The organism is Streptomyces sp. NPDC037290 (assembly GCF_055603245.1).
In genome coordinates, this window is the sequence record NZ_JBVJVZ010000006.1 from 336,768 (window position 1) to 358,906 (window position 22,139).

The following is a 22,139-nucleotide window of genomic DNA, read 5'->3' on the forward strand; positions in this document are numbered from 1 at the left end:
GGTGCTCCCGGCCGCCGACCCAGCACCCGGGAGCAGGCACGGCGGCGGCGCCGCGTATCTGCGGTACGCGGCGGTGAAGGCGGGCGGCGCGGTCGTCTCGCTGCTCGCCGTGCTCGTCACCGGCTTCTTCCTGTTCCGGCTGATCCCCGGCGACCCGGTGAAGACGATGACCGGTGGCCGGCCGGTCTCCGCCCGGCAACTCGCCGAATACCGCAGGGAGTTCGGGCTCGACCTGCCGCTGTGGGAGCAGTTCACGGACTACTGCGGCAAGGTGCTCACCGGCGACCTGGGCACGTCCTACCAGTTCCGCACACCGGTCATCGACAAGATCACCGAGGCGCTGCCGAACACCCTGCTGCTCACCGGCACCGCCTTCGTCCTCTACACCACGCTCGGCCTGGTCCTCGGCACCCGTGCCGCCTGGCGCCGGGGCCGGTTCGCCGACCGGTTCCACACCGGGCTGGCCCTGACGCTGTACTCGGTGCCGTCGTTCTGGCTGGGGCTGCTGCTCATCATCGTGTTCGCGGTGGGGGCGGGCCCGGTCCCGGGGCTCTTCCCCACCGGCGGCATGGAGTCGGGCGGCGAACACGGCCTCGCGTACGCCGTGGACGTCGCCCACCACCTCGTACTGCCCGTGATCACGCTGGTCGCGGTCGAGTACGGACAGACCCTGCTGGTCACCCGCTCGGCACTGCTCGACGAGATGGACAGTGAGTATCTGACGACCGCGCGTGCCAAGGGACTCCGGGACGACCTGGTCCGGCGCCGGCACGCCGTGCCCAACGCGCTGCTGCCCACCGTCACGCTGCTCTTCGTCAACCTGGGCCGGACGGTGGCGGGCGTCATCCTGGTCGAGACCGTGTTCTCCTGGCCCGGTCTGGGCGGCCTGTTCTACCAGGCGCTCAGCGTGCCCGACCTGCCGCTGGTGCAGGGCCTGTTCCTCTTCTTCGCATCGGCGGTGATCGTCATGAACACCCTGGCCGACCTGGTCTATCCGCTGCTCGACCCGAGGGTGGGCCGGACATGACCACTCAGCTCACCGTGGGCCCGAGCGCCCGGGCCCTGGCCCGGCAGCGCAGACGCCGGGCCGCCGTACGGTTCTGGCGGCAGTACCGCACCCACCGGGCCGGCCTCGCCGGTCTGGCCGCCCTCGTCCTCTTCGCCCTGCTGGCGCTGACCGCGCCGCTCACGGTCGGCTCGGACGTGGCGAGCGTGACCGGTGCGCCCGGGCAGCCGCTGCAGGGCCCGAGCGGGGCGTTCCCGCTGGGCACGGACCGGTTCGGCCGGGACCTGCTGGGCCTGCTGGTGTGGGGGGCGCGGGTGTCGCTCCTCGTCGGGCTGCTGGCGGCGGTGCTGTCGGTGGCGATCGGCGCGGTCGTGGGCATCACCGCGGGCCACTTCAGGGGCGCCTGCGCGACCGTGCTGATGCGGGTCACCGACTGGTTCCTGGTGATGCCGACGCTGGTGCTGGCCATCGCGCTCGCCACCGTGATGTCCCGTTCGCTGGGCACGGTGGTCCTGGCGATCGGCGTGACGACCTGGCCGACCACGGCACGCCTGGTCCGGGCCCAGACGCTGGCGGTGGAGTCCCGGCCGTACATCGAACGCGCCAAGGCCCTCGGCGGCGGGCACTGGCACGTCATGACCCGGCATGTGCTGCCCAATGTGCTGCCGCTGATCCTCGCCCAGACGACCCTGATGGTCTCCTCCTCCATCCTGGCCGAGGCGACCCTCGCCTTCCTTGGGCTCGGTGATCCGACGGTGGTGTCCTGGGGCGGGCTGCTCCAGGACGCGCGGGAGACGGGGGCGGTCAGCTCCGGCGACTGGTGGTACCTGGCGCCGCCCGGCATCGCGATCGCGGGGGTGGCGCTGGCGTTCACCCTGTGCGGGCGGGCCGTGGAGTCCGTGCTCAATCCCAGGCTGGGGGTGGCCCGTTGACACTGCTGGAGGTCCGGGACCTGGAGGTCACCTATCCGGGCGAGGTGGCCGCCGTACGGGGGGTGGACCTGTCGCTCGCGGCCGGGCGGACGCTGGGCGTCGCCGGCGAGTCGGGCTGCGGCAAGTCCACGCTGGCGCTGGCCCTGCTCCGGCTGCTGCCGGCCGGCACCCGGGTCACCGGGGAGATCCTGCTGGACGGCGAGGACGTGCTGAGCATGCGCTGGGGACGGCTGCGGGCGGTCCGCTGGGCGGGGGCGTCGATCGTCTTCCAGGGGGCCATGCACTCGCTGAATCCGGTGCACCGGGTCGGCGACCAGATCGCCGAACCGATCCTGTTGCACGCTGGGGCGGGTACGGCCGCCGCCCGCACCCGGGCCGGGGAACTGCTGGAGCAGGTCGGGCTGCCGGCGGCCCGGGCGTCGGCGTACCCGCACGAGCTGTCCGGCGGCCAGCGGCAGCGGGTGATGATCGCCATGGCGCTGGCCTGCGCACCCCGGCTGATCATCGCGGACGAGCCGACCACCGCGCTGGATGTGATGGTGCAGGCGCAGATCCTGCGGCTGATCCGCCGGCTCGTCGCCGGCCAGGACCTGGCCCTGATCATGATCAGCCATGACCTGGCGGTGCTGGCCGACACCTGCGACCGGCTCGCGGTGATGTACGCGGGTCGCGTGGTGGAGCAGGGGCACGCGCGGGAGGTGTACGAGGACGCCCGGCATCCCTACGCACGGGCCCTGTCCGAGGCCTTCCCGCGCATCGGCGACCCCGCCTCCCGCTTCGCGCCCCGCGGGCTGCCCGGCGACCCGCCCGACCCCGCCGCCCTGCCGCCGGGCTGCACCTTCCATCCGCGCTGCCCGGTGGCGCTTCCGGTCTGTGCGACACAGGACCAGCCGCTGCGGGAGGCGGGCCCGGCGCGCCGGGCGGCATGCGTGCGGGTCGACGCGTCGGCGGCGGAACCGGCGGACACCGCCGAGAGCGCGGGGAGCACTCCATGACGTACTCGGGCACACCCTCCGGCCCGCCTTCCGCGACGACGGAGCGGCAGGCATCGCCCCTGCTCAGCGCCCGCGGGCTGCGGGTGGCCTTTCCCGGCAGGCACGGCGGCGCGCCGGCCCGCGCGGTCGACGGGGTGGACCTCGACATCCGGCCCGGTGAGATCGTGGCGCTGGTGGGAGAGTCGGGGTGCGGCAAGTCCACCCTCGCCCGGGCGCTGCTGGGGCTGGTCCGGCCGACGCAGGGAGAGGTGACCTTCGCCGGGCGCCCCCTGCGGTACTCGACACGGGCCCTGCGGTCCTACCGCCGACGGGCACAGCTGGTGCTGCAGGACCCCACCGGCTCCCTCAATCCCCGGCACACGGTGTACGACGCGGTGGCCGAGGGCCTGCGGATCCACGGGCACAGCGGGGACGAACGGGCGGCGGTCGCCGAGGCCCTGTCCCGGGCCGGGCTGCGCCCGCCGGAGCGGTTCTTCCTGCGGTACCCGCACGAGCTGTCCGGCGGGCAGCGGCAGCGGGTGGTGATCGCGGGCGCGCTGGTGCTCGAGCCCGAACTCCTCGTCGCCGACGAGCCGGTGGCCTCCCTGGACGCCTCGGTGCGCGGCGAGATCCTCGCCCTGCTGCTCCGGCTCCGCGCCGACCTGGGTCTGGCGGCGCTGGTCGTGACCCACGATCTGGGGCTGGCGTGGAACATCGCCGACCGGGTGGCGGTGATGTACCTGGGGCGGATCGTGGAGACGGGTTCGGTGGAGCAGGTGCTGACGGCCCCTCGGCACCCGTACACCCGGGCGCTGTTGTCCGTGCTGCCGGAGGCCGGGGGCGAACCGGTGGTGCTGACCGGTGAGCCGCCGGACCCCGCCCGTGTCCCCGCCGGCTGCCGCTTCCACGCCCGCTGTCCGGTCCTGGCGTCCGGCGAGGCGGAACGCACCGGCGTTGCCCGCTCCTGCCGCACCGAGGACCCGGCGATCCTCACCCCGGAACCGACGGCACAGGTGGCCTGCCACTGGGCACGGGTCCGGACGGCCGGCCGGGCACCTCTGTGAAAACGCCGGTTGCCGGTCTCCTCCTGGTGTGGAGGGGACCGGCAACCGGCGTCGACGACGGGAGGGGCGTCAGCCCGCGTGGACCACGTCCTTCTCCTCGGCGAAGTGGCAGGCCGACTCGTGGGCCGCCGGGGAGTCCACGCCGCGGAATCGCTCGGGAACGGCGAGCAGCGGGACCTCCTCGGCGCACTTGTCCTGGGCCTTCCAGCAGCGGGTGCGGAAGCGGCAGCCCGACGGCGGGTTGGCCGGGGACGGGACGTCACCGGTGAGGATGATCCGCTCGCGGTTCTCGCGGGCGTCCGGGTCCGGGACCGGGACGGCGGAGAGCAGCGCCTGGGTGTAGGGGTGCGTCGGGTGGTCGTAGATCTGCTCGTCCGTGCCGATCTCGGCCATCTTGCCGAGGTACATCACACCCACGCGGTCCGAGATGTGCCGGACGATCGACAGGTCGTGCGCGATGAAGATGTAGGACAGGTTGAACTCGTCCTGCAGTCGCTCCATCAGGTTGATGACCTGCGCCTGGACGGAGACGTCCAGAGCGGAGACCGGCTCGTCGCAGATGATGATCTCGGGGTTGAGCGCGAGGCCGCGGGCGATGCCGATGCGCTGGCGCTGACCGCCGGAGAACTGGTGCGGGTAGCGGTTGATGTGCTCGGGGTTGAGGCCGACGACCTCCAGCAGCTCCTGCACCTTGCGGCGCCGGTCGCCCTTCGGGGCCACCTCGGGGTGGATCGCGAAGGGCTCGCCGATGATGTCACCGACCGTCATCCGCGGGTTGAGGGAGGTGTACGGGTCCTGGAACACCATCTGGATGTTCCGGCGCACCGCCTTCAGGGCGCGGCCGGACAGCTTGGTGATGTCCTGTCCCTTGTAGAACACCTCGCCCGCGGTGGCCCGCTCGAGGTTCATCAGCAGCTTGGCGACCGTGGACTTGCCGCAGCCGGACTCGCCGACGATGCCCAGGGTCTCGCCCTGGTAGAGGTCGAAGGACACGCCGTCGACGGCCTTGACCGCACCGACCTGACGCTTGATCAGGATGCCCAGCGTGAGCGGGAAGTGCTTCACCAGGTTGCGCACCTGGAGGATCGGCTCCCCGCGCTCGACCGGGGCCTCGACGGCCGCGATGGCCGCCTCCTCGGTGGACGCCTCGACCTTGTCCACCGGCGCGGTGTTCGGGGTCTCAGCCGCGTCCCGAGCCGTGGGCTCAGCCATTGAGGGTCTCCTTCCAGAAGTGGCACGCGCTGCGGCGGCCGACCAGTTCCCGGCCCTCGTCACCGGTGATCTGGGCGAGCTTCGGGACGTCCGTGCGGCACACGTCCTGTGCCTTCGGGCAGCGCGGGTTGAAGGCGCAGCCGTCCGGGATCCGCAGCAGGTTGGGCGGCAGGCCCTTGATCGCGTACAGCTCCTGGCCCTTCTGGTCCAGGCGCGGGATCGAGTCGAGCAGACCCCGGGTGTACGGGTGGGCGGGGTTCTTGTAGAGCTCGTGCACGGGGGCGGTCTCGACGATCCGGCCCGCGTACATGACCGCGATCTTGTCCGCGACGTCGGCGACCACGCCGAGGTCGTGGGTGATCAGGATCAGGCCCATGTTGAACTCGTTCTTGAGCTCCGCGAGCAGGTCCATGACCTGCGCCTGGACCGTCACGTCGAGCGCGGTGGTCGGCTCGTCGGCGATGATCAGGTCGGGCTCCAGGGCGAGCGCCATGGCGATCATGATGCGCTGGCGCATACCGCCGGAGAACTGGTGCGGGTAGTCGTTGACCCGCGCCGCGGCGGCCGGGATCTTCACCCGGTCCATCAGCTCGATGGCCTTGGCCTTGGCCTCCTTGCGGGACATGCCCCGGTGCACCCGGAACATCTCGCCGAGCTGGTACCCGACGGTCAGCACCGGGTTGAGCGAGGAGAGCGCGTCCTGGAAGATCATGGCGATCTCGGCGCCGCGGATCTTCCGGCGCTCCTCGCCGGACATCTTCAGCATGTCCTGCCCGCGGAAGAGGATCTCTCCCTGCGGGATGCGGGCCGGCGGCATGTCCAGGATGCCCATGATCGCCTGTGCGGTGACCGACTTGCCGGACCCGGACTCGCCGAGCACGGCGAGCGTCTCGCCGGGGCGGACGGTGTAGTTGACGCCGTTGACCGCCTTGGCGACACCCTCTCGGGTGTGGAACTCGACGTGCAGGTCACGCACTTCGAGCAGCGGCGCCTGCTCGTCGCCGGTGCCGCGGGCGGCGGGGACGGCGTCCTCGATGATGGTCATGGGTTACGCCCTCCTCAGCGCAGCTTGGGGTCGAAGGCGTCGCGGACCACGTCGCCGAGCATGATGAACGCGAGCACCGTGAGGCTCAGCGCGCCGGCCGGGAACAGCAGGGCGTGCGGTGAGGTCAGCCAGCGGTCCTGGGCGTCACTGATCATCAGACCCCAGGAGATGTTCGGGGACTGCACGCCGATGCCCAGGTAGGACAGCGAGGCCTCGGCGGCGATGTAGACGCCCAGGTTCATCGTGGAGACGACCACGATCGGGGCGAGCGTGTTGGGCAGGATGTGCCGGAACGCGATCCGCATCGGCCCCGCGCCGAGCGCCCGGGCGGCGGCGACGTAGTCGTTGTACTTGTTGCCGATGACCTCACCGCGCATGATCCGGTAGACCTGCGGCCAGCCGAGGACCGACAGCACGACGGAGACGGTCCAGACGTTGCTGCTGCCGACCATCGACATGATCAGCAGACCGCCGATGAGGATCGGCAGCGCGTAGAAGATCTCCGAGAAGCGGGAGACCAGCGAGTCGATCCAGCCGCCCGTCAGGCCGGCCAGCATGCCGATGACGCCGCCGAGCAGCGTCGTCAGGACGGTGGAGACCACGCCGACGATGATCGAGTTGCGGGTGCCCCACACCGTACGGGTGTAGATGTCGCAGCCCTGGACGTCGTAGCCGAACCAGTGGCCGTGGCCCGGACCGGTCATCGAGTTCGACAGGTCGCAGAAACCGTCGCTGAACGGGGACCGCGCGGTGAACATGCCGGGCGCTACGGCCAGCACCAGCAGGCACAGGATGACGAAGGCCGAGATGAGGAACATCGGCCGCCTGCGCAGGTCGTGCCAGCCGTCGCGCCAGAGGCTGGCGACGCGCTCCGGCTTGCCGTCCGGCTCTGGCGCCTTGGCCGTGGGGCCGTCGGCGGGCACGGGCCGTTCGATGATCTGTTCACTCATAGCGGATCCTCGGGTCGAGCACGGCGTAGAGGACGTCGACGACGAGATTGGCCACCAGGTAGATCAGGATGAGCAGGGTGACCAGGCCCACGACGACGGGCCCCTCGCGCAGGGAGACGGACTGGGCCAACTGACCACCGATGCCGGGGAGGTTGAAGACCCGCTCCGTGATGATGGCGCCACCCATCAGCGAACCGAGGTCCATGCCGAGGAAGGTGACGACGGGGATGAGGGAGTTGCGCAGCGCGTGGACGCCAATGACCCGGCGGCGCGGCAGGCCCTTGGCGATGGCGGTGCGGACGTAGTCCGAGCGGACCGACTCGATCATGCTGGTCCGGGTCAGCCGGGCGATGTACGCCATCGACGTGGCGGCCAGCACCAGGCCGGGCAGCACATAGCTGGCGGGCCAGCCGTCCCCGATGCCCGCGACCGGCGTCAGCTTCCACTTGACGCCCAGTTCGAGCTGGAGGACGTTGCCGAGCACGAACACCGGGATCGAGATCAGGAACAGCGTGGCGACGAAGACCAGGTTGTCCGCGAACTTCCCGCGCTTCAGCGCCGAGAGGATACCGGCCAGGATGCCGATGACGGCCTCGAAGCCGAACGCCGTCAGCGACAGCTTCAGCGTCACCGGGAAGCGCTGGGCGACGATGTCACTGATCGACCGGCCGGTGTAGGTGGTGCCCAGGTCGCCTCGGAAGACGCCGGTGATGTAGTGCCAGTACTGCACCACCAGTGGGTCGTCGAGGTGGTACCGCGCGCGCAGCACCAAGGCCAGGTGGGGGTCCTGCTTCTCGCCCATCAGGGCCCTGATCGGGTCGCCTGGCAGCAGGAAGACCAGGCAGTAGATGAGGAACGTGACGCCTATGAGTACAGGGATCGCCTGCAGCACGCGGCGCACGACGAATCGGCCCATTGGTTCTCCAAGGAATGCTGGCCCGGTCCGGCGCCCCGGGGGAGGGCGCTCGCCGGTCGGACCCAACGGCGAAGAGGGTGGGCGGGGGAGCCGTCTTGCTCCGGCGGCTCCCCGTGCCCACCCCGTGGTCCGCTACTTCACGTCGCGGACGCTGTTTTCGGCCTCGCTCAGGCGGGCTTGACGCTCGTCCAGTCGATCTGGTGAGCGATGATGTTGATCGAGCTGATCTTGTTGCTGAAGCCCGTGTTCAGACGGTAGAAGTACACCGGGATGTACGGCAGGTCCTTGAGCAGGACGTCGTCCGCGGCCTGGTACTTCTTGATGGCGCCGGCCGGCGTGGTCGCCTGGTCGCCCTGGCTCAGCAGCTTCTCGAACTGCGGGTTGGTGTAGCCCGCGTAGTTCGAGCCGTTCAGGATGGCGTCCTTGGAGAAGATCGGACGGAGGAAGTCCTCCATGTTCGGGTAGTCCATCTGCCAGCCCATGCGGAACGCACCCTGGTACTTCTTGGCCTGCAGGTCGTTCAGGATGCTCTGGAACTGCTCGAACGGCTTGGCCGTCACCTTGACGCCGAGGGCCTTCTGGATCTGGTTGGCCACGGCCTCGACCCAGACCTTGTGGTCGCCGTCCGCGTTGTAGCCGATCTCCAGGGAGTTGCCGGGCAGACCGCCGGCCTCCTTGAAGAGCTGCTTCGCCTTGGTCGGGTTGTAGGTGCAGGCCTCACCACAGGCGCCCTTGCGGTAGCCGTCGATCAGCGGCGGCATGTAGTCGTCGGCCGCGGTACGGGCACCGAGAAACACCTTGGACGCGATGGTGTCCCGGTCGATGGACATGGAGATGGCTTCCCGGATCTTCGGGTTCTGGAAAGCCTTGTTGTACTTCAGCGGGAAGCCGATGTAACCGGTCGCGCCCTCGGGGACGTCGATGGTGTGGCCCGGCAGGTCCTTCTTGTACGTGGCCAGACCCGAGGTCGGGATGACCGGCAGGACGTCGAGGTTGCCCGCGACCAGGTCCTTGTAGGCGGTGTCCTGGTTCGAGTAGACCTTGAAGTCGATGCCCTTGACCTTGTACTGGGACGCGGTCGGGTACTTGGCGTACTTGGTCAGGCTGATGCCCTCGTTGTCGACGAAGGACGACTTCGCCTCGAAGGGGCCGTTGCCGATCGGCTTCTTGCCGAAGCCCTTCGGGTCCTTGAAGAACGCCTTCGGCAGCGGCACGAAGCCCGTGAAGGAGAGCTGGGTCGGGAACGCCGAGAACGGCGCCGTCAGCGTGACCTGCAGCGTGTTGGCGTCAACCGCCTTCAGGCCGGACATCTTGTGGACCTTGACGGTCTTCTTCGCGCCCGGGTTGAGGTCCGAGTAGCCCTGGATGTGGCTGAACAGGGAGGTGGTCTGCTGCGCGTTGGTCTGGTCGGCGCCGTAGTTCCAGGCGTCGACGTAGGACTGCGCGGTGACCTGCTCGCCGTTGTGGAAGGTGAAGCCCGGCTTCAGCTTGATCGTCCAGACCTTGTTGTCCTTCGTGGTGATGGACTGGGCCTCGTCGTTGACGATCTTGTTGTTCGGGTCGATCTTCGTGAGGCCGGTGAACAGGGCGTGGATGACCTGGCCGCCCTCGGTCTCGTACGTGTTCGTCGGGATCAGCGGGTTCTGCGGCTGACCGATCTCGACCGACACCACGCCGTCGTTCTTACCGCCGGCATTGCCGTTACCAGTGTCGCCACCGCCACCACAGGCGGTCGCTCCCATGGCCACGACTATCGCGACCGCGGCCCACCTGGCGCCCTTGGCACCACGCATGGGGCTCCTCCTCAATGAGTCCATTGGTTCACCACATGGAGGGGCACACGACGCATCACCGTCACCGGTGCTTGCGATCGTCAGGTGCCCCCGCGCTCGTAAGTCGGCGCCGCCAGCGGCGTGACCCTTTAGCTCCGAGCTCTACGCGCCTAACTATCTGCCATGCGAACCGGCGTGAACCACACCTTCAAGGTCTCGGTTCGATCACACCTGTCGAGAACTTCTTCCAAAATCCGGACAAACAGTTGGGCGAAAGATCCCTGCGAAACGGACTTGTTACACGTCTAACGGACTTCGCTGTCCGAATAGCGGACAGAGCGTGGTAGAAAACCGGTTGCGCGAAACGGCTGCGTGGGCATGCCAAGCACCGTCGGCACGACACGGGGCGTAGTGGAGCATGCCGGTCGTGTCAGGACGTGTCGGGAGATGACGCTCGGGACAGACCGGCGCGAGGGCCCAACAAGCCGAAGATTCCGGTCACTCTAACAACGTCACATGCCGGCCCGGCCCCCGATGAGGGATCTGACACCCTGTCGTAGGGAAAACCCTCTACGCCCCTGACCGGCGCCTCGGCGCCCCAAACGGCACGAGGGCCCGCCCGGCTACGGCCGGGCAGGCCCTCGGCGCGCGCTCGGGACCCCGAACGCGAACGGCGGTTATCAGCCGTGCTTGGCGCGGCTCGCGGCGCGGGCACGCTCACGCTGGTCGAGGTTGACCTTGCGGATGCGGACGGCCTCCGGGGTCACCTCGACGCACTCGTCGTCGCGGCAGAACTCCAGCGACTGCTCCAGCGACAGCTTGCGCGGCGGCACGATCGACTCGGCCACGTCGGCCGTCGAGGACCGCATGTTGGTGAGCTTCTTCTCCTTGGTGATGTTGACGTCCATGTCGTCGGAGCGGGAGTTCTCGCCGACGATCATGCCCTCGTACACCTCGGTGCCCGGCTCCACGAAGAGCACGCCGCGCTCCTGCAGGTTCGTCATCGCGAACGCGGTGACGGCACCGGAGCGGTCGGCGACCAGCGAGCCGTTGTTACGGGTCTGCAGCGTGCCGAACCAGGGCTCGTGGCCCTCGTGGATGGAGTGGCCGATGCCGGTGCCGCGGGTCTGGGTCAGGAACTCGGTACGGAATCCGATCAGACCACGGGAGGGCACCACGAACTCCATGCGCACCCAGCCGGAGCCGTGGTTGGACATGTTGTCCATGCGGCCCTTGCGGACGCCCATGAGCTGCGTGACGGCGCCCATGTGCTCCTCGGGCACGTCGATCGTCATGCGCTCGACCGGCTCGTAGACCTTGCCGTCGACCTCCTTGGTGACCACCTGGGGCTTGCCCACCGTCAGCTCGTAGCCCTCGCGGCGCATGGTCTCGACCAGGATGGCGAGCGCCAGCTCACCACGGCCCTGGACCTCCCAGGCGTCCGGACGCTCGGTCTCCAGCACGCGCAGCGAGACGTTACCGATCAGCTCGCGGTCCAGGCGGTCCTTGACCTGGCGGGCGGTGACCTTGCGGTCCTTCACGGCCGCCTTCGCGTCTGCGCCCTTGCCGGTGCCGCCCCGGCCGACCAGCGGCGAGGTGTTCGTACCGATGACCATGGAGATCGCCGGCTCGTCGACCGTGATCAGCGGCAGCGGGACCGGGTTCTCGGTGTCGGCCAGGGTCTCGCCGATCATGATGTCCGGGATACCGGCGACGGCGCAGATGTCACCGGGGCCGGCCTTCTCGGCGGGCTTGCGGGTCAGCGCCTCGGTCATCATCAGCTCGGTGATGCGCACGTTGCTGATGGACCCGTCGCGCTTGATCCAGGCGACCGTCTGGCCCTTGCGCAGTTCACCCTGCTCGACGCGGAGCAGCGCGATACGGCCGAGGAAGTTGTCGGCGTCGAGGTTGGTGACGTGGGCCTGGAGCGGGGCGTCCTCGTCGTAGGTGGGGGCGGGGATGTGCTCCAGGATCGTGGAGAAGAACGGCTCCAGGCTGTCGCTGTCCGCCGGGACCGTGCCGTCGTCCGGCTTGGTCAGCGAGGCGACGCCGTCACGGCCGCAGGCGTAGACGATCGGGAACTCGATCTGGTCCTCGTCCGCGTCCAGGTCGAGGAAGAGGTCGTAGGTCTCGTTGACGACCTCGTCGATGCGGGAGTCCGGGCGGTCCGTCTTGTTGATGCACAGGATGACGGGCAGACGCTGCTGGAGCGCCTTGCGCAGCACGAACCGGGTCTGCGGCAGCGGGCCCTCGGAGGCGTCCACCAGCAGCACGACACCGTCGACCATCGACAGACCGCGCTCGACCTCGCCGCCGAAGTCGGCGTGGCCGGGGGTGTCGATGATGTTGATGGTGATCGGGTCCCCGCCGTCCTTCGGGTGGTACTTGACCGCCGTGTTCTTGGCGAGGATCGTGATGCCCTTCTCACGCTCCAGGTCGTTCGAGTCCATCATGCGGTCGTCGACCGAGTCGAGCTGGTGGGCGGCGAACGCGCCGGCCTGCTTCAGCATGCCGTCGACGATGGTGGTCTTGCCGTGGTCGACGTGGGCGACGATGGCGACGTTGCGGATGTCGTGGCGCGTGGCCATAAGCTGCCGTACTCCCGGAGTGGTGAGGATCGCCCTGCGCGTATGTCTGTGCCGCACGGGCCCTGCCGGGCTGGACACGCCACGGCCTCACCCCATGGTACGTGGCCCCGCGGGAGTCGGCCTTCCCAGGGCCGCGCGGGGATCGCCGGGGAGGTCATTTCGTGGGGCTGGGGGAGATCTTCGCTCCCTTCTTCAGGAAGCCCATGTCCTCGTAGACCGGTGTCTGGAAGCCGAACGCCCCGGCGTTGACCAGGTTCTTCCGCGTGGCCACCAGCTGGGGCCGCTGGTACAGGGGAATCGAACCCGCGGTGGCCCAGATCCTGGAGTCCGCCTTGCGGATCAGGGAGACCTCCTCGTCCTCGTCCAGCGTCGCCATGGCCTCGTCGAAGAGCTGGTCGACCTGGTCGGTGCCCACCCGCGTGTAGTTCTGCTCGACGTTCACCGAGCCGTCCGCGGCCGGTACCGGCTTCGCGTAGACCGGCCGGTCGTCCGTCGCCGGGAACGCGGAGGACGGCCACGAGTACAGCGCGAGGTCGTAGTCGCCGGAGGCGATGTGGTCCTTGAAGTAGCTCTCGTCGGAGACCTTGGTGATCGTCGTCCGGATCCCGACCTGCTCCAGCATGGCCGAGATCCGCTCGGCGACCGCGGTCAGCGTCTCCGAGCCGGGACCGGACGGCAGCACGAAGCGGAGCGCGAGCGCCTTGCCGTCCTTGGCGAGCAGGCCCGCCGGCGCGGCGGCCGGAGCGGCCGTGCCCTTGGGGGCGTAGGCGCCGGGCACACCGCCGTGCTTGCCCTCCTGCGCGATGTGCCGGTCCCCGCCGTCGTCACGGCCCCCGGCCTTGCCGTCCCCGCTCCTGCCGTCCCCGTTCTTCTCGTTCCCGCTCTTGTCGTCCTCGCCGACGATGTACGCGCCGTCGTCACCGCCGTCGGACTTGTCCTCCTTCTCTTTCTTGCCCTTGCCGCCGTCGGGATCGCTCTGGGAGCCGGCGGCCTTCTCGCCCTTCTTCTCCTCCTTGACCGGGCCGCCCGGCACCCAGCCGGCGTCGGCGAGCAGCGCCTGGGCCTCCTTGGTGTCCTGGTCGCCGATCGCGCCGCTGTTGTCGGCGTAGGCGGCCTGCCCGGCGAGGGCGAGGTGGCTGCCGACCGGGACGGCGGGCAGGCCCAGCGGGGTGAGCACCAGCTTGGCCAGCTCCTTGCGGTCCAGGGCGCGGCCGACGGCCCGGCGGACGCGCTCGTCGGCGAGGGGACCCTCGGAGCCGTTGAGGGCGAGCTGGGTGTAGGCGGGCTCCAGCGACCTGCGGACCTCGACATCGCGCAGTGCCTGCTGCTCGTCCAGGTACCTGGCGATGGCCCGGTGCAGCGTCGCCTTCCCGGCCTTGGCCTGGTCGGAGTCGAAGCCGTGCGCGAGCGCCCAGGAGCGGAGCTTCGTCAGGGAGGTCTTGCCGGAGCCCTGCAGCGGGTTCACGGTGCCGCGGGCGGCGAGCCCGATCCGCTCGGCGTCGGCGGGGTCGACGTCGGCCACGTCCACACTGCCGTCGGCGAGGGTGACGGCCCGCTGGTCGTGGGCCACGGCGTGCAGCACGATCTCGTTCAGCTTGGCGGGCCGGCCCCACCAGCGCGGGTTGCGGGTGAGGACCACGTCCTTCGCGGCGGGGTCGACCTTCTCCACCCTGAAGGGGCCGGCGGTGACGGCCAGCTTGCGGCGGGCGCCGTCGTTGAAGGCGTCCGGGGTGCCCATGACGTCCTTCGGGTACAGCGGGGAGAACAGCGACCTCCAGTCGGCGTAGGGGCGGGAGAAGGTGACCCGGACCTGGAGGTCGTTGGCGCCGCGCTCGATCTTCTCGATGCGGTCGTAGCCGGCGTTGCGGGCGGTCCAGTAGGCGCTGTTCTTCCCGGACAGGGCGCGCCACTGGGCGACGAAGTCGGCGGCGCCGATCTCCCGGCCGTCGCTCCAGACGGCCTGCTGGTTCAGCTTGTACAGCACGACCTGCCGCGGCTCGGTCTCGATGACCTTGGCCGACTCCAGATAGGCGGGGTTGGCCACCGGCCGGCCGGTGGCGTCCAGCCGGAACATCGACGGCAGCACGGCCTGGGCGATGCGGTTGGTGCCGGCGTCGGCGTCCGCCTGGAAGGTGTTCAGGGTCTCGGGGACGGCGTCCACGGCCCATTTCAGGGTGCCGCCGTCGGCGACCAGATCCCGCGCGACCGGCGCGATGTCCTGCCCGGCGAGCGGCTTGCCGGCCTTGTCCTCGGAGTCGCAGCCGGCGAGGAACGGCACCACGAGGGCACCAGCCGCCAGGAAGGAGACCGAGCGCATCACCGCACGCAGTCCGACGCCGTCGTGGGACATCTCTGCTACCTCCGGGGAGCCGCGGGCTTTATGCTCACATTTGTCGGTATATGGAGCTGATCACCTTTGGCGGTATATGGAGCTGATCAGATCTATGCGGCCCACTGAAGAGGAAAGGATCCGGCAACCACGGGCGACACAGCGACGACGTGCGGGAACCTCACCCGCGCGGCGCAACACCACCCGAGATGCACCCATACGCCTCCGCCAATCGCTGCACATGCCTTCACACCGGCACGTGTGGCGCGCAACACTCCAAGGCGCATGAACGTTGCCGCCCAGGGCCCGCCGGACCCGCGGAAGTGAGGGCAAGTCATGTCCGTGCACGACGACATCACCTCGGTCCAGCGCTCCCTCGACGACCTGTACCGGTCGCTGGGACGCCTGGAGCACCAGCTCGGCAGCGGCGGCCTGGAGATGCGCCGGGTCCGACTGGACGCCGACCACCTGCGGGAAAGCGTCGCGCTGCTGCGTGACGCTGCCGACACCCCGGACGCCTCCCGCCGTCCCGACCTCGTCACCATCTCCGACGCGCCGTACGACTTCAGCCTGTGGACGGACTCGGACGACGAGGGCCTGGGCGCCCGCGACCGCCGCGCCCCCTGAACCGACCGAACCGACCGGAGTCATCCCTTGGCCACTGGTACGGAACCCCAACAGAACAGCGGCGGCGTACGAACCGGTACGCGCGCCGCGATCGCCGCCCCGCATCTGCGGACCGACCGCTGGTGGCTGGCGCCCGCCGTCACCGCGGCCGGTCTGCTGGCCTTCGTCGTCTACTCGACCTGGCGGGCCTTCGCCAACACGCACTACTACGCGGCGCCGTACGTCTCGCCGTTCTACTCGCCGTGCCTGGCGCAGAACTGCCGGACCATGCACGCGGGGCCGAACGCCGGCCTCTTCGGGAGCTGGTGGGGCATCTCCCCCGCCGTCATCATCCTGATCTTCCCGCTCGGCTTCCGGCTGACCTGCTACTACTACCGCAAGGCGTACTACCGCAGCTTCTGGGCCTCCCCGCCCGCCTGCGCGGTGGCCGAGCCGCACCGCACGTACACCGGCGAGACCCGCTTCCCGCTGATCCTGCAGAACGTCCACCGGTACTTCTTCTACGCCGCCCTGCTGGTCGCCGGCGTGCTGACCTACGACACCGTGCTGTCCTTCCGGGACGCGCACTACCGCTGGGGCCACATGGGGCTCGGCACCCTGGTGTTCCTGGTCAACATCGCGCTGATCTGGGCGTACACCCTGTCCTGCCACTCCTGCCGGCACATCGTCGGCGGCAAGCTCAAGCACTTCTCGAAGCACCCGGTGCGCTACAAGGCGTGGCAGTTCGTGGGGAGGCTCAACGCCCGCCACATGCAGCTGGCGTGGGCGTCGCTGCTCAGCGTGGCGCTCGCCGACTTCTACGTCTATCTCGTCGCGTCCGGCGTCTTCGCCGATCCCCGCTTCTTCTAGAGACCAGTGAGGTACTGAGCTGATGTCCGTGGTCGACCGCCAGGAGTGGGACGTCGTCGTGGTCGGTGCCGGCGGCGCCGGGCTGCGGGCCGCGATCGAGGCGCGCGAGCGGGGCGCCCGTACGGCGGTGATCTGCAAGTCGCTGTTCGGCAAGGCGCACACCGTGATGGCCGAGGGCGGCATCGCGGCGGCCATGGCCAACGCCAACGAGCACGACAACTGGCAGGTCCACTTCCGCGACACCATGCGCGGCGGCAAGTTCCTCAACCAGTGGCGGATGGCCGAGCTGCACGCCCAGGAGGCGCCGGACCGGGTGTGGGAGCTGGAGACCTGGGGCGCGCTCTTCGACCGTACGAAGGACGGCCGGATCTCCCAGCGCAACTTCGGCGGCCACGAGTACGCGCGCCTCGCCCACGTCGGCGACCGCACGGGCCTGGAGCTGATCCGCACGCTCCAGCAGAAGATCGTCGCGCTGCAGCAGGAGGACTTCAGGGAGACCGGGGACCACGAGTCGGGCCTGAAGGTCTTCCAGGAGTGCACGGTCACCCGGGTCCTGAAGGACGGGGAGCGCGTCTCCGGCGTCTTCGCCTACGACCGTGAGACCGGCCGCTTCTTCGTCCTCGAAGCCCCCGCCGTGGTGATCGCGACCGGTGGCATCGGCAAGTCGTTCAAGGTGACGTCGAACTCGTGGGAGTACACGGGCGACGGGCACGCCCTCGCGCTGCTCGCCGGAGCGCCCCTGCTGAACATGGAGTTCGTGCAGTTCCACCCGACGGGCATGGTCTGGCCGCCGTCGGTGAAGGGCATCCTCGTCACCGAGTCGGTGCGCGGCGACGGCGGGGTGCTCAGGAACTCCGAGGGCAAGCGGTTCATGTTCGACTACGTCCCGGACGTCTTCAAGGAGAAGTACGCCGAGTCGGAGGAGGAGGCCGACCGGTGGTACGAGGACCCGGAGAACAACCGGCGCCCACCGGAACTCCTCCCCCGCGACGAGGTGGCCCGCGCCATCAACGCCGAGGTCAAGGCCGGCCGGGGCTCGCCGCACGGCGGGGTCTTCCTGGACGTGTCCACGCGGATGCCCGCCGAGGTGATCCGGCGCCGGCTGCCGTCCATGTACCACCAGTTCAAGGAGCTGGCCGACGTCGACATCACGGCGGAGGCGATGGAGGTCGGGCCGACCTGTCACTACGTGATGGGCGGCATCGCGGTCGACTCGGACACGGCGGCGGCGCGCGGGGTGCCGGGCCTGTACGCGGCCGGTGAGGTGGCGGGCGGCATGCACGGCTCCAACAGGCTCGGCGGCAACTCCCTCTCCGACCTGCTGGTCTTCGGCCGGCGGGCGGGCTGGCACGCGGCCGAGTACGCGCAGGGGCTGGCGGGCCGGCGCCCGCCGGTGGACGACGCCCAGGTCAACACGGCCGCGGCAGAGGCCCTGCGCCCGTTCTCGGCGGAGACGGAGGGCGAGGCGGGCCCGCCGGAGAACCCGTACACCCTGCACCAGGAGCTCCAGCAGACCATGAACGACCTGGTCGGCATCATCCGCCGCGAGGGCGAGATGGAGCAGGCCCTGCACCAGCTGGCCGCGCTACGGGTCCGGGCCCGCCGGGCCGGTGTGGAAGGCCACCGCCAGTTCAACCCGGGCTGGCACCTGGCCCTCGACCTCAGGAACATGCTGCTGGTCAGCGAGTGCGTGGCCCGGGCCGCGCTGGAACGCACGGAGTCGCGCGGCGGGCACACCCGCGAGGACCACCCCGCGATGGACCGCGCCTGGCGCAACGTGAACCTCCTGTGCGCGCTCACCGACCCCACCGGCGGCCTCGCGGCGACCGACCCCGGCCGCGGCCAGATCCGCCTCACCCGTGAGACCACCGACCCCATCCGCCCGGACCTGCTCGCCCTCTTCGAGAAGGAGGAGCTGGTCAAGTACCTCGCCGAAGAGGAGCTGTACGAGTGAGCAGCTACGAGGCCCGCTTCAAGGTGTGGCGGGGTGACGAACAGGGCGGCGGCCTGACGGACTTCGCGGTCGAGGTCAACGACGGCGAGGTGGTGCTCGACATCATCCACCGCCTCCAGGCCACCCAGGCGCCCGACCTGGCCGTGCGCTGGAACTGCAAGGCCGGCAAGTGCGGTTCGTGCTCGGCGGAGATCAACGGCCGCCCGCGCCTGATGTGCATGACCCGCATGTCCGTGTTCGACCGCGCGGAGACGATCACCGTGACGCCCCTGCGCGCCTTCCCGGTGATCCGCGATCTGGTGACGGACGTCGGCTTCAACTACCAGAAGGCGCGGGAGGTCCCGGCGTTCGTGCCACCGGCCGGCGTGGGCCCCGGCGAGTACCGGATGATGCAGGAGGACGTGGACCGCTCGCAGGAGTTCCGCAAGTGCATCGAGTGCTTCCTGTGCCAGGACACCTGCCATGTGGTGCGGGACCACGAGGAGAACAAGACGGCGTTCGCGGGCCCGCGCTTCCTGATGCGGATCGCCGAACTGGACATGCACCCGCTGGACGCGGCCGCCGAGACGGGCCTGGACCGGGGGCGCACGGCCCAGGACGAACACGGCCTCGGCTACTGCAACATCACCAAGTGCTGCACGGAGGTCTGCCCCGAGGGCATCAAGATCACCGACAATGCCCTGATCCCGCTGAAGGAGCGCGCGGTCGACCGCAAGTACGACCCGCTGGTCTGGCTGGGGTCGAAGATCAGGAGGCGTTCTTCGTAGCAGGCGGTGCGGGTGTGCGGCCGGGGCGCTGGGCGAGCATCTGCAGGACCAGGGCCCCCATGAACAGCAGCCAGCCGAGGAGCGGAACCAGATCGAACCTGTGGGGGAACACCCCGAGGAACATCCACAGGGACAGTCCGACCGCACCGATCAGCTGGCTGTAGCCCCACAGTTTCGGTCGCAGGACCCGGTGCCGGCCGAGTGGGATCACCCAGCCGGTCGTGACGCCCGCGATGCCGAACCCCGCCATCAGCGCCACGGCCAGCGCCGCCGCGACCACGATGTACATGTGCATGACCGTAATCGTCGCACCGCCGTCAGGATCGCACCATGGTCCCGCCGCACCAGCCTTCCCGGTACGCCCGCCAGTCCGCCTCCGTGGCCGCGAAGTCGACGTACAGGGCGACGCCGAAACGGACACGGTCGGCGTCGGTGCGGGACAGTCCCAGGCGGACACCGCGCACGGCGGCCGGGACGGTCTCCGCGCGGGCCCAGTGGCCGAAGCGGTTCTCGTGGTAGAAGGGCAGGCCCATGAGGAGGTCGGTGGTGTCCGGGGTGACCTCCAGGGCGAGGCTCGTCTGCTGGGCCACATAGCCGCCGTAGAGGCTCTGCAACGGCTGCATGGTGTCGTACGACATGACGGCGATCTGGTCCACGCGGCGGGCCACCTGTCCGAAGTAGGCCTGCGACCACCACTTGGGGTGGCCGGTGGTCGCGCCCCAGAAGGAGTGGAAGGCCGGGAGCGGGTCGATCTGGTGGGCGGCGACCGAGAGCACCGCGTGGTGGGCGTGGGTGAGGGCGCGGAGGTCGTCGAGGAGGGCGAGGTAGTTCCCGTCGCCGGAGTGCAGGGGCTCCAGGTCGAAGTGGGCACCTTCGAAGCCGGCGGCGAGGATCCGACGGGTGGAGGCGAGGATCGCGGTGCGGGTGGCGGGGCGGTCCAGGTGCAGCCCGTCGGGGCTCTCACTGGCCAGCTTGTCGCCGAGCCACGCCTGGACGCGCACACCGGGCGCCGCGCGGTGCAGGGCCGTCGTCAGCCAACGCGCCCTGGAATAGACGGACGTGGGGAGGGTGCCGTCGTCCTCCAGGGGGCCCGCGTGGACGTACAGGTCCCGGATGCCGGTGGTGCTCAGGCGGCGGGCGAGGGTCTGGACGTCGCGGTCGGACTTGCGGCCGTCCACCCAGGCGTGACCGAGCCAGAGGGCGTCCTGGTGGCGGCTGGTGGTGCCGGGGCGCGGGGTGCCGCTGTAGTTGACGCGGAGGGCTGTTTCGGCGGTGGCGAGGGGGAGGAGGAGGGCCAGGAGGGTGGCGAGGGCGCAACGGCGGAGGAGGCGGCGGGTTCTCGTACGACGCGCCCCGGCCGACCGGGCCGCCCCTTCCGTGTCCGCTCCTCGTGTACCCGTCCCTCCCCCGCCCGTTCCTCCCCCGCCCGTTCCTCCCTCGACCGTTCCTTCCTCGCTCATTCCTCCGCCGTGCATTTCTGCCCCCTGTCCTTCTCTTCCCCCACCCGTATCCATCCCGCTCGCGAAGGCGTCTAGCTGCCCATACGCTCCAAAATGTGACGTCCTCCCTGATCCGCGGCCGGCCCCGGCACGCCAAGGCGCACATATCGGCGCGGGTGGCGCATGCCGTGCTGGGTGCCGTGGTCGGGGCCGGGTGGCTGGTGTTGCCCGTGATGACGGCCGGTGTGCAAGATCCGGTTCCCATGGCGCCCGCCGGAACGGTCGCGAGCGCCGCCGCGCCGCAGCAGGACGGGACGTCCACCGCCGATCTCGTCCTGCCCCTCGTCGCGGCGGTCGCGGCCGTGGGTCTGGCCGGATACGGCTATCTGCGCCGCACCCGCCGCGCCCGCACCCGCACGACCCCCGGGATCGTCTCCGTCGCCCCGCCCCTGCCCACGTCGGCCGACACCGAGCGCCAGGCCCGCGCCGCGCTGGTCCTGGCCGACGACTGCGTACGGACCAGCCGGGAGGAACTGTCCTTCGTGCAGGCCCGGTTCGGCGAGGCCGAGACCGATCCCTTCGTCCACGCCCTGCGGGCCGCCGAGACCGAGCTGGCGGCCGCGTGCGCGATCTGGCGGCGGTACGAGCAGGGGGTGCCGGAGGACGCCGTGGCGCAGCGGCAGGCGTTGGTCGGTGTGGTCGGCCGGTGCGCGGAGGCGGGCCGCCGGCTGGACGCGGAGGCGCCCGCGCTGGACCGGCTGCGGGAGCTGGACGGGCCGGGGCTGCCGGGGGCGCTGGAGGTGGCGGAGGGCCGGTTCCGGGAGCTGACGGGGCGTACCGTGGCCGCGCAGGAGACCCTGCCGGAGCTGCACGAGCGGTACACCGCCTCGGCCGTCGGACCGGTCACCGGCTGCCTCGAACAGGCCAAGGACCGGCTGGTGTTCGCCACCACCCGGCTCAACGAGGCCCGCCAGGCGGCCGACGCGGGCGACGGCGAGCGGGCCGCCGGGCAGCTGCGCGCGGCCGAGGGCGCGGTGGCCCAGGCCGAGGTCCTGGTGAGCGGGACGGAACGGCTCGCGACCCGGCTCCGGGCGGCGGCGGAGCTGGTGCCGGCCGCGCTGACCGGCGCCGAGTCGGAGATCGCGGCGGCCCGGCAGGGAGGGGTGAGCAAGCCGCTGACCAGCGGTGAGCTGCACGCACGACTGGCCCACGCGGACGGCGTGCTGGCCGCCGTCCGGGAGGAGCTGACGGCGGGCCCGTACGACCCGCTGGACGCCCTGCGCCGGATCGCTCGGGCCGTGGAGCGGCTGGAGACCGGCCACTCGGGCGCGCCGGCCGCCGCGGCGCTGCTCGTGGCGAGGAGTTCCTTCGCCGGGGCGGAGGAGTTCGTCGCGGTGCACCGGGGCGCGGTGGGCCCACAGGCGCGGGTCCGTCTGGCGGAGGCGGCACGGGAGCTGGGCGCGGGCCGCGCCGACCGGGCCGACTCCCTCGCCCGCGAGGCCCGGGAGCTGGCCGAACGGGACGTACGCACGCACGGCACGCCCCGTACGGGCGCCGACGGGGGCTCGCCGGGCCTGGCCGGTGCGGTCCTGGGCGGGATACTCCTGGCCGAGGACCGGACCGGGGGCCCGGCGACGAGCTACGGCGGGCCAAGAACGCGGACCCGCCACGGCTTGTGGCCCCGTGCGTAGCCGACGGGACTCGGCCCTCAGGAG

General features: G+C 70.5%; 18 protein-coding genes. 9 read left to right on the plus strand and 9 right to left on the minus strand.

Annotation, left to right across the window (positions count from 1 at the left end; all coding sequences use genetic code 11):
- Position 1: 1 nt before the first annotated feature.
- From ACZ7HQ_RS23410 to ACZ7HQ_RS23425, 4 genes are read left to right on the plus strand one after another with little or no spacing between them, the layout of a single operon-like run.
- On the plus strand, positions 2–1,027 hold the full coding sequence (locus ACZ7HQ_RS23410) for an ABC transporter permease (protein ID WP_470993579.1): 1,026 nt from the start codon (positions 2–4) through the stop codon (positions 1,025–1,027).
- Entirely contained in the window at positions 1,024–1,938 is a 915-nt protein-coding gene (locus tag ACZ7HQ_RS23415) for an ABC transporter permease (protein ID WP_470993098.1), read from the plus strand. The genes ACZ7HQ_RS23410 and ACZ7HQ_RS23415 overlap by 4 nt, the downstream gene beginning before the upstream one ends.
- Positions 1,935–2,933, plus strand: a complete 999-nt coding sequence (locus tag ACZ7HQ_RS23420; RefSeq protein ID WP_470993101.1) for an ABC transporter ATP-binding protein — start codon at positions 1,935–1,937, stop codon at positions 2,931–2,933. Before ACZ7HQ_RS23415 ends, ACZ7HQ_RS23420 begins: the two co-directional genes overlap by 4 nt.
- A complete protein-coding gene (locus ACZ7HQ_RS23425; RefSeq protein ID WP_470993104.1) occupies positions 2,930–3,976 on the plus strand; it encodes an ABC transporter ATP-binding protein in 1,047 nt (348 codons plus the stop codon). Before ACZ7HQ_RS23420 ends, ACZ7HQ_RS23425 begins: the two co-directional genes overlap by 4 nt.
- 69 nt (positions 3,977–4,045) lie before the next feature.
- On the opposite strand, the gene ACZ7HQ_RS23430 is transcribed toward ACZ7HQ_RS23425, so the two are convergent.
- The 7 genes from ACZ7HQ_RS23430 to ACZ7HQ_RS23460 form a co-directional block, all read right to left on the minus strand.
- Positions 4,046–5,188, minus strand: coding sequence for an ABC transporter ATP-binding protein (locus ACZ7HQ_RS23430; protein WP_470993106.1), 1,143 nt, complete (start codon positions 5,186–5,188; stop codon positions 4,046–4,048).
- The gene (locus tag ACZ7HQ_RS23435; RefSeq protein ID WP_470993108.1) at positions 5,181–6,233 is read right to left on the minus strand and encodes an ABC transporter ATP-binding protein; all 1,053 of its coding nucleotides are present in this window, start codon (positions 6,231–6,233) and stop codon (positions 5,181–5,183) included. The genes ACZ7HQ_RS23430 and ACZ7HQ_RS23435 overlap by 8 nt, the downstream gene beginning before the upstream one ends.
- Positions 6,234–6,247: 14 nt before the next feature.
- Positions 6,248–7,183: an ABC transporter permease gene (locus tag ACZ7HQ_RS23440; RefSeq protein WP_470993111.1), complete on the minus strand. Its 936-nt coding sequence runs from the start codon at positions 7,181–7,183 to the stop codon at positions 6,248–6,250.
- Complete coding sequence (locus tag ACZ7HQ_RS23445) at positions 7,176–8,099, minus strand: ABC transporter permease (RefSeq protein ID WP_470993113.1); 924 nt, start codon at positions 8,097–8,099, stop codon at positions 7,176–7,178. Before ACZ7HQ_RS23445 ends, ACZ7HQ_RS23440 begins: the two co-directional genes overlap by 8 nt.
- Before the next feature lie 167 nt (positions 8,100–8,266).
- On the minus strand, positions 8,267–9,892 hold the full coding sequence (locus ACZ7HQ_RS23450; protein ID WP_470993116.1) for a peptide ABC transporter substrate-binding protein: 1,626 nt from the start codon (positions 9,890–9,892) through the stop codon (positions 8,267–8,269).
- A 659-nt stretch (positions 9,893–10,551) separates the two neighbouring features.
- Positions 10,552–12,459, minus strand: coding sequence for a translational GTPase TypA (gene typA, locus ACZ7HQ_RS23455; RefSeq protein WP_470993119.1), 1,908 nt, complete (start codon positions 12,457–12,459; stop codon positions 10,552–10,554).
- Positions 12,460–12,613: 154 nt separating this feature from the next.
- Positions 12,614–14,809, minus strand: a complete 2,196-nt coding sequence (locus ACZ7HQ_RS23460; protein ID WP_470993122.1) for an ABC transporter family substrate-binding protein — start codon at positions 14,807–14,809, stop codon at positions 12,614–12,616.
- A 315-nt stretch (positions 14,810–15,124) separates the two neighbouring features.
- Between ACZ7HQ_RS23460 and ACZ7HQ_RS23465 the strand changes: the two genes are divergently transcribed.
- From ACZ7HQ_RS23465 to ACZ7HQ_RS23480, 4 genes are read left to right on the plus strand one after another with little or no spacing between them, the layout of a single operon-like run.
- Positions 15,125–15,415 carry a hypothetical protein gene (locus ACZ7HQ_RS23465; protein WP_470993126.1) on the plus strand — a complete coding sequence of 97 codons (291 nt, stop codon included), beginning with the start codon at positions 15,125–15,127 and terminating at the stop codon, positions 15,413–15,415.
- Positions 15,416–15,442: 27 nt separating this feature from the next.
- Complete coding sequence (locus ACZ7HQ_RS23470) at positions 15,443–16,264, plus strand: hypothetical protein (protein WP_470993129.1); 822 nt, start codon at positions 15,443–15,445, stop codon at positions 16,262–16,264.
- 22 nt (positions 16,265–16,286) lie between these two features.
- Positions 16,287–18,218, plus strand: a complete 1,932-nt coding sequence (locus ACZ7HQ_RS23475; protein ID WP_470993131.1) for a fumarate reductase/succinate dehydrogenase flavoprotein subunit — start codon at positions 16,287–16,289, stop codon at positions 18,216–18,218.
- Complete coding sequence (locus ACZ7HQ_RS23480; RefSeq protein WP_470993134.1) at positions 18,215–18,985, plus strand: succinate dehydrogenase/fumarate reductase iron-sulfur subunit; 771 nt, start codon at positions 18,215–18,217, stop codon at positions 18,983–18,985. The genes ACZ7HQ_RS23475 and ACZ7HQ_RS23480 overlap by 4 nt, the downstream gene beginning before the upstream one ends.
- On the opposite strand, the gene ACZ7HQ_RS23485 is transcribed toward ACZ7HQ_RS23480, so the two are convergent.
- Positions 18,966–19,280, minus strand: a complete 315-nt coding sequence (locus ACZ7HQ_RS23485; protein ID WP_470993137.1) for a hypothetical protein — start codon at positions 19,278–19,280, stop codon at positions 18,966–18,968. The genes ACZ7HQ_RS23480 and ACZ7HQ_RS23485 overlap by 20 nt on opposite strands.
- Before the next feature lie 22 nt (positions 19,281–19,302).
- Positions 19,303–20,445 (minus strand): glycoside hydrolase family 18 protein, encoded by a 1,143-nt coding sequence (locus ACZ7HQ_RS23490; protein WP_470993140.1) that lies wholly within the window; start codon positions 20,443–20,445, stop codon positions 19,303–19,305.
- 95 nt (positions 20,446–20,540) lie between these two features.
- Between ACZ7HQ_RS23490 and ACZ7HQ_RS23495 the strand changes: the two genes are divergently transcribed.
- Positions 20,541–22,115 (plus strand): hypothetical protein, encoded by a 1,575-nt coding sequence (locus ACZ7HQ_RS23495; RefSeq protein WP_470993143.1) that lies wholly within the window; start codon positions 20,541–20,543, stop codon positions 22,113–22,115.
- The last annotated feature ends 24 nt before the right edge of the window (positions 22,116–22,139 follow it).

Coding starts and splice junctions, on each gene's coding strand:
- ACZ7HQ_RS23465 (WP_470993126.1), top strand. CDS start 15,125: ATGTCCGTGCACGACGACATCACCTCGGTCCAGCGCTCCCTCGACGAC.
- ACZ7HQ_RS23450 (WP_470993116.1), bottom strand. CDS start 9,892: ATGCGTGGTGCCAAGGGCGCCAGGTGGGCCGCGGTCGCGATAGTCGTG.
- ACZ7HQ_RS23435 (WP_470993108.1), bottom strand. CDS start 6,233: ATGACCATCATCGAGGACGCCGTCCCCGCCGCCCGCGGCACCGGCGAC.
- ACZ7HQ_RS23485 (WP_470993137.1), bottom strand. CDS start 19,280: ATGCACATGTACATCGTGGTCGCGGCGGCGCTGGCCGTGGCGCTGATG.
- typA (WP_470993119.1), bottom strand. CDS start 12,459: ATGGCCACGCGCCACGACATCCGCAACGTCGCCATCGTCGCCCACGTC.
- ACZ7HQ_RS23475 (WP_470993131.1), top strand. CDS start 16,287: ATGTCCGTGGTCGACCGCCAGGAGTGGGACGTCGTCGTGGTCGGTGCC.
- ACZ7HQ_RS23430 (WP_470993106.1), bottom strand. CDS start 5,188: ATGGCTGAGCCCACGGCTCGGGACGCGGCTGAGACCCCGAACACCGCG.
- ACZ7HQ_RS23440 (WP_470993111.1), bottom strand. CDS start 7,183: ATGAGTGAACAGATCATCGAACGGCCCGTGCCCGCCGACGGCCCCACG.
- ACZ7HQ_RS23490 (WP_470993140.1), bottom strand. CDS start 20,445: ATGAGCGAGGAAGGAACGGTCGAGGGAGGAACGGGCGGGGGAGGAACG.
- ACZ7HQ_RS23460 (WP_470993122.1), bottom strand. CDS start 14,809: ATGTCCCACGACGGCGTCGGACTGCGTGCGGTGATGCGCTCGGTCTCC.
- ACZ7HQ_RS23415 (WP_470993098.1), top strand. CDS start 1,024: ATGACCACTCAGCTCACCGTGGGCCCGAGCGCCCGGGCCCTGGCCCGG.
- ACZ7HQ_RS23445 (WP_470993113.1), bottom strand. CDS start 8,099: ATGGGCCGATTCGTCGTGCGCCGCGTGCTGCAGGCGATCCCTGTACTC.
- ACZ7HQ_RS23425 (WP_470993104.1), top strand. CDS start 2,930: ATGACGTACTCGGGCACACCCTCCGGCCCGCCTTCCGCGACGACGGAG.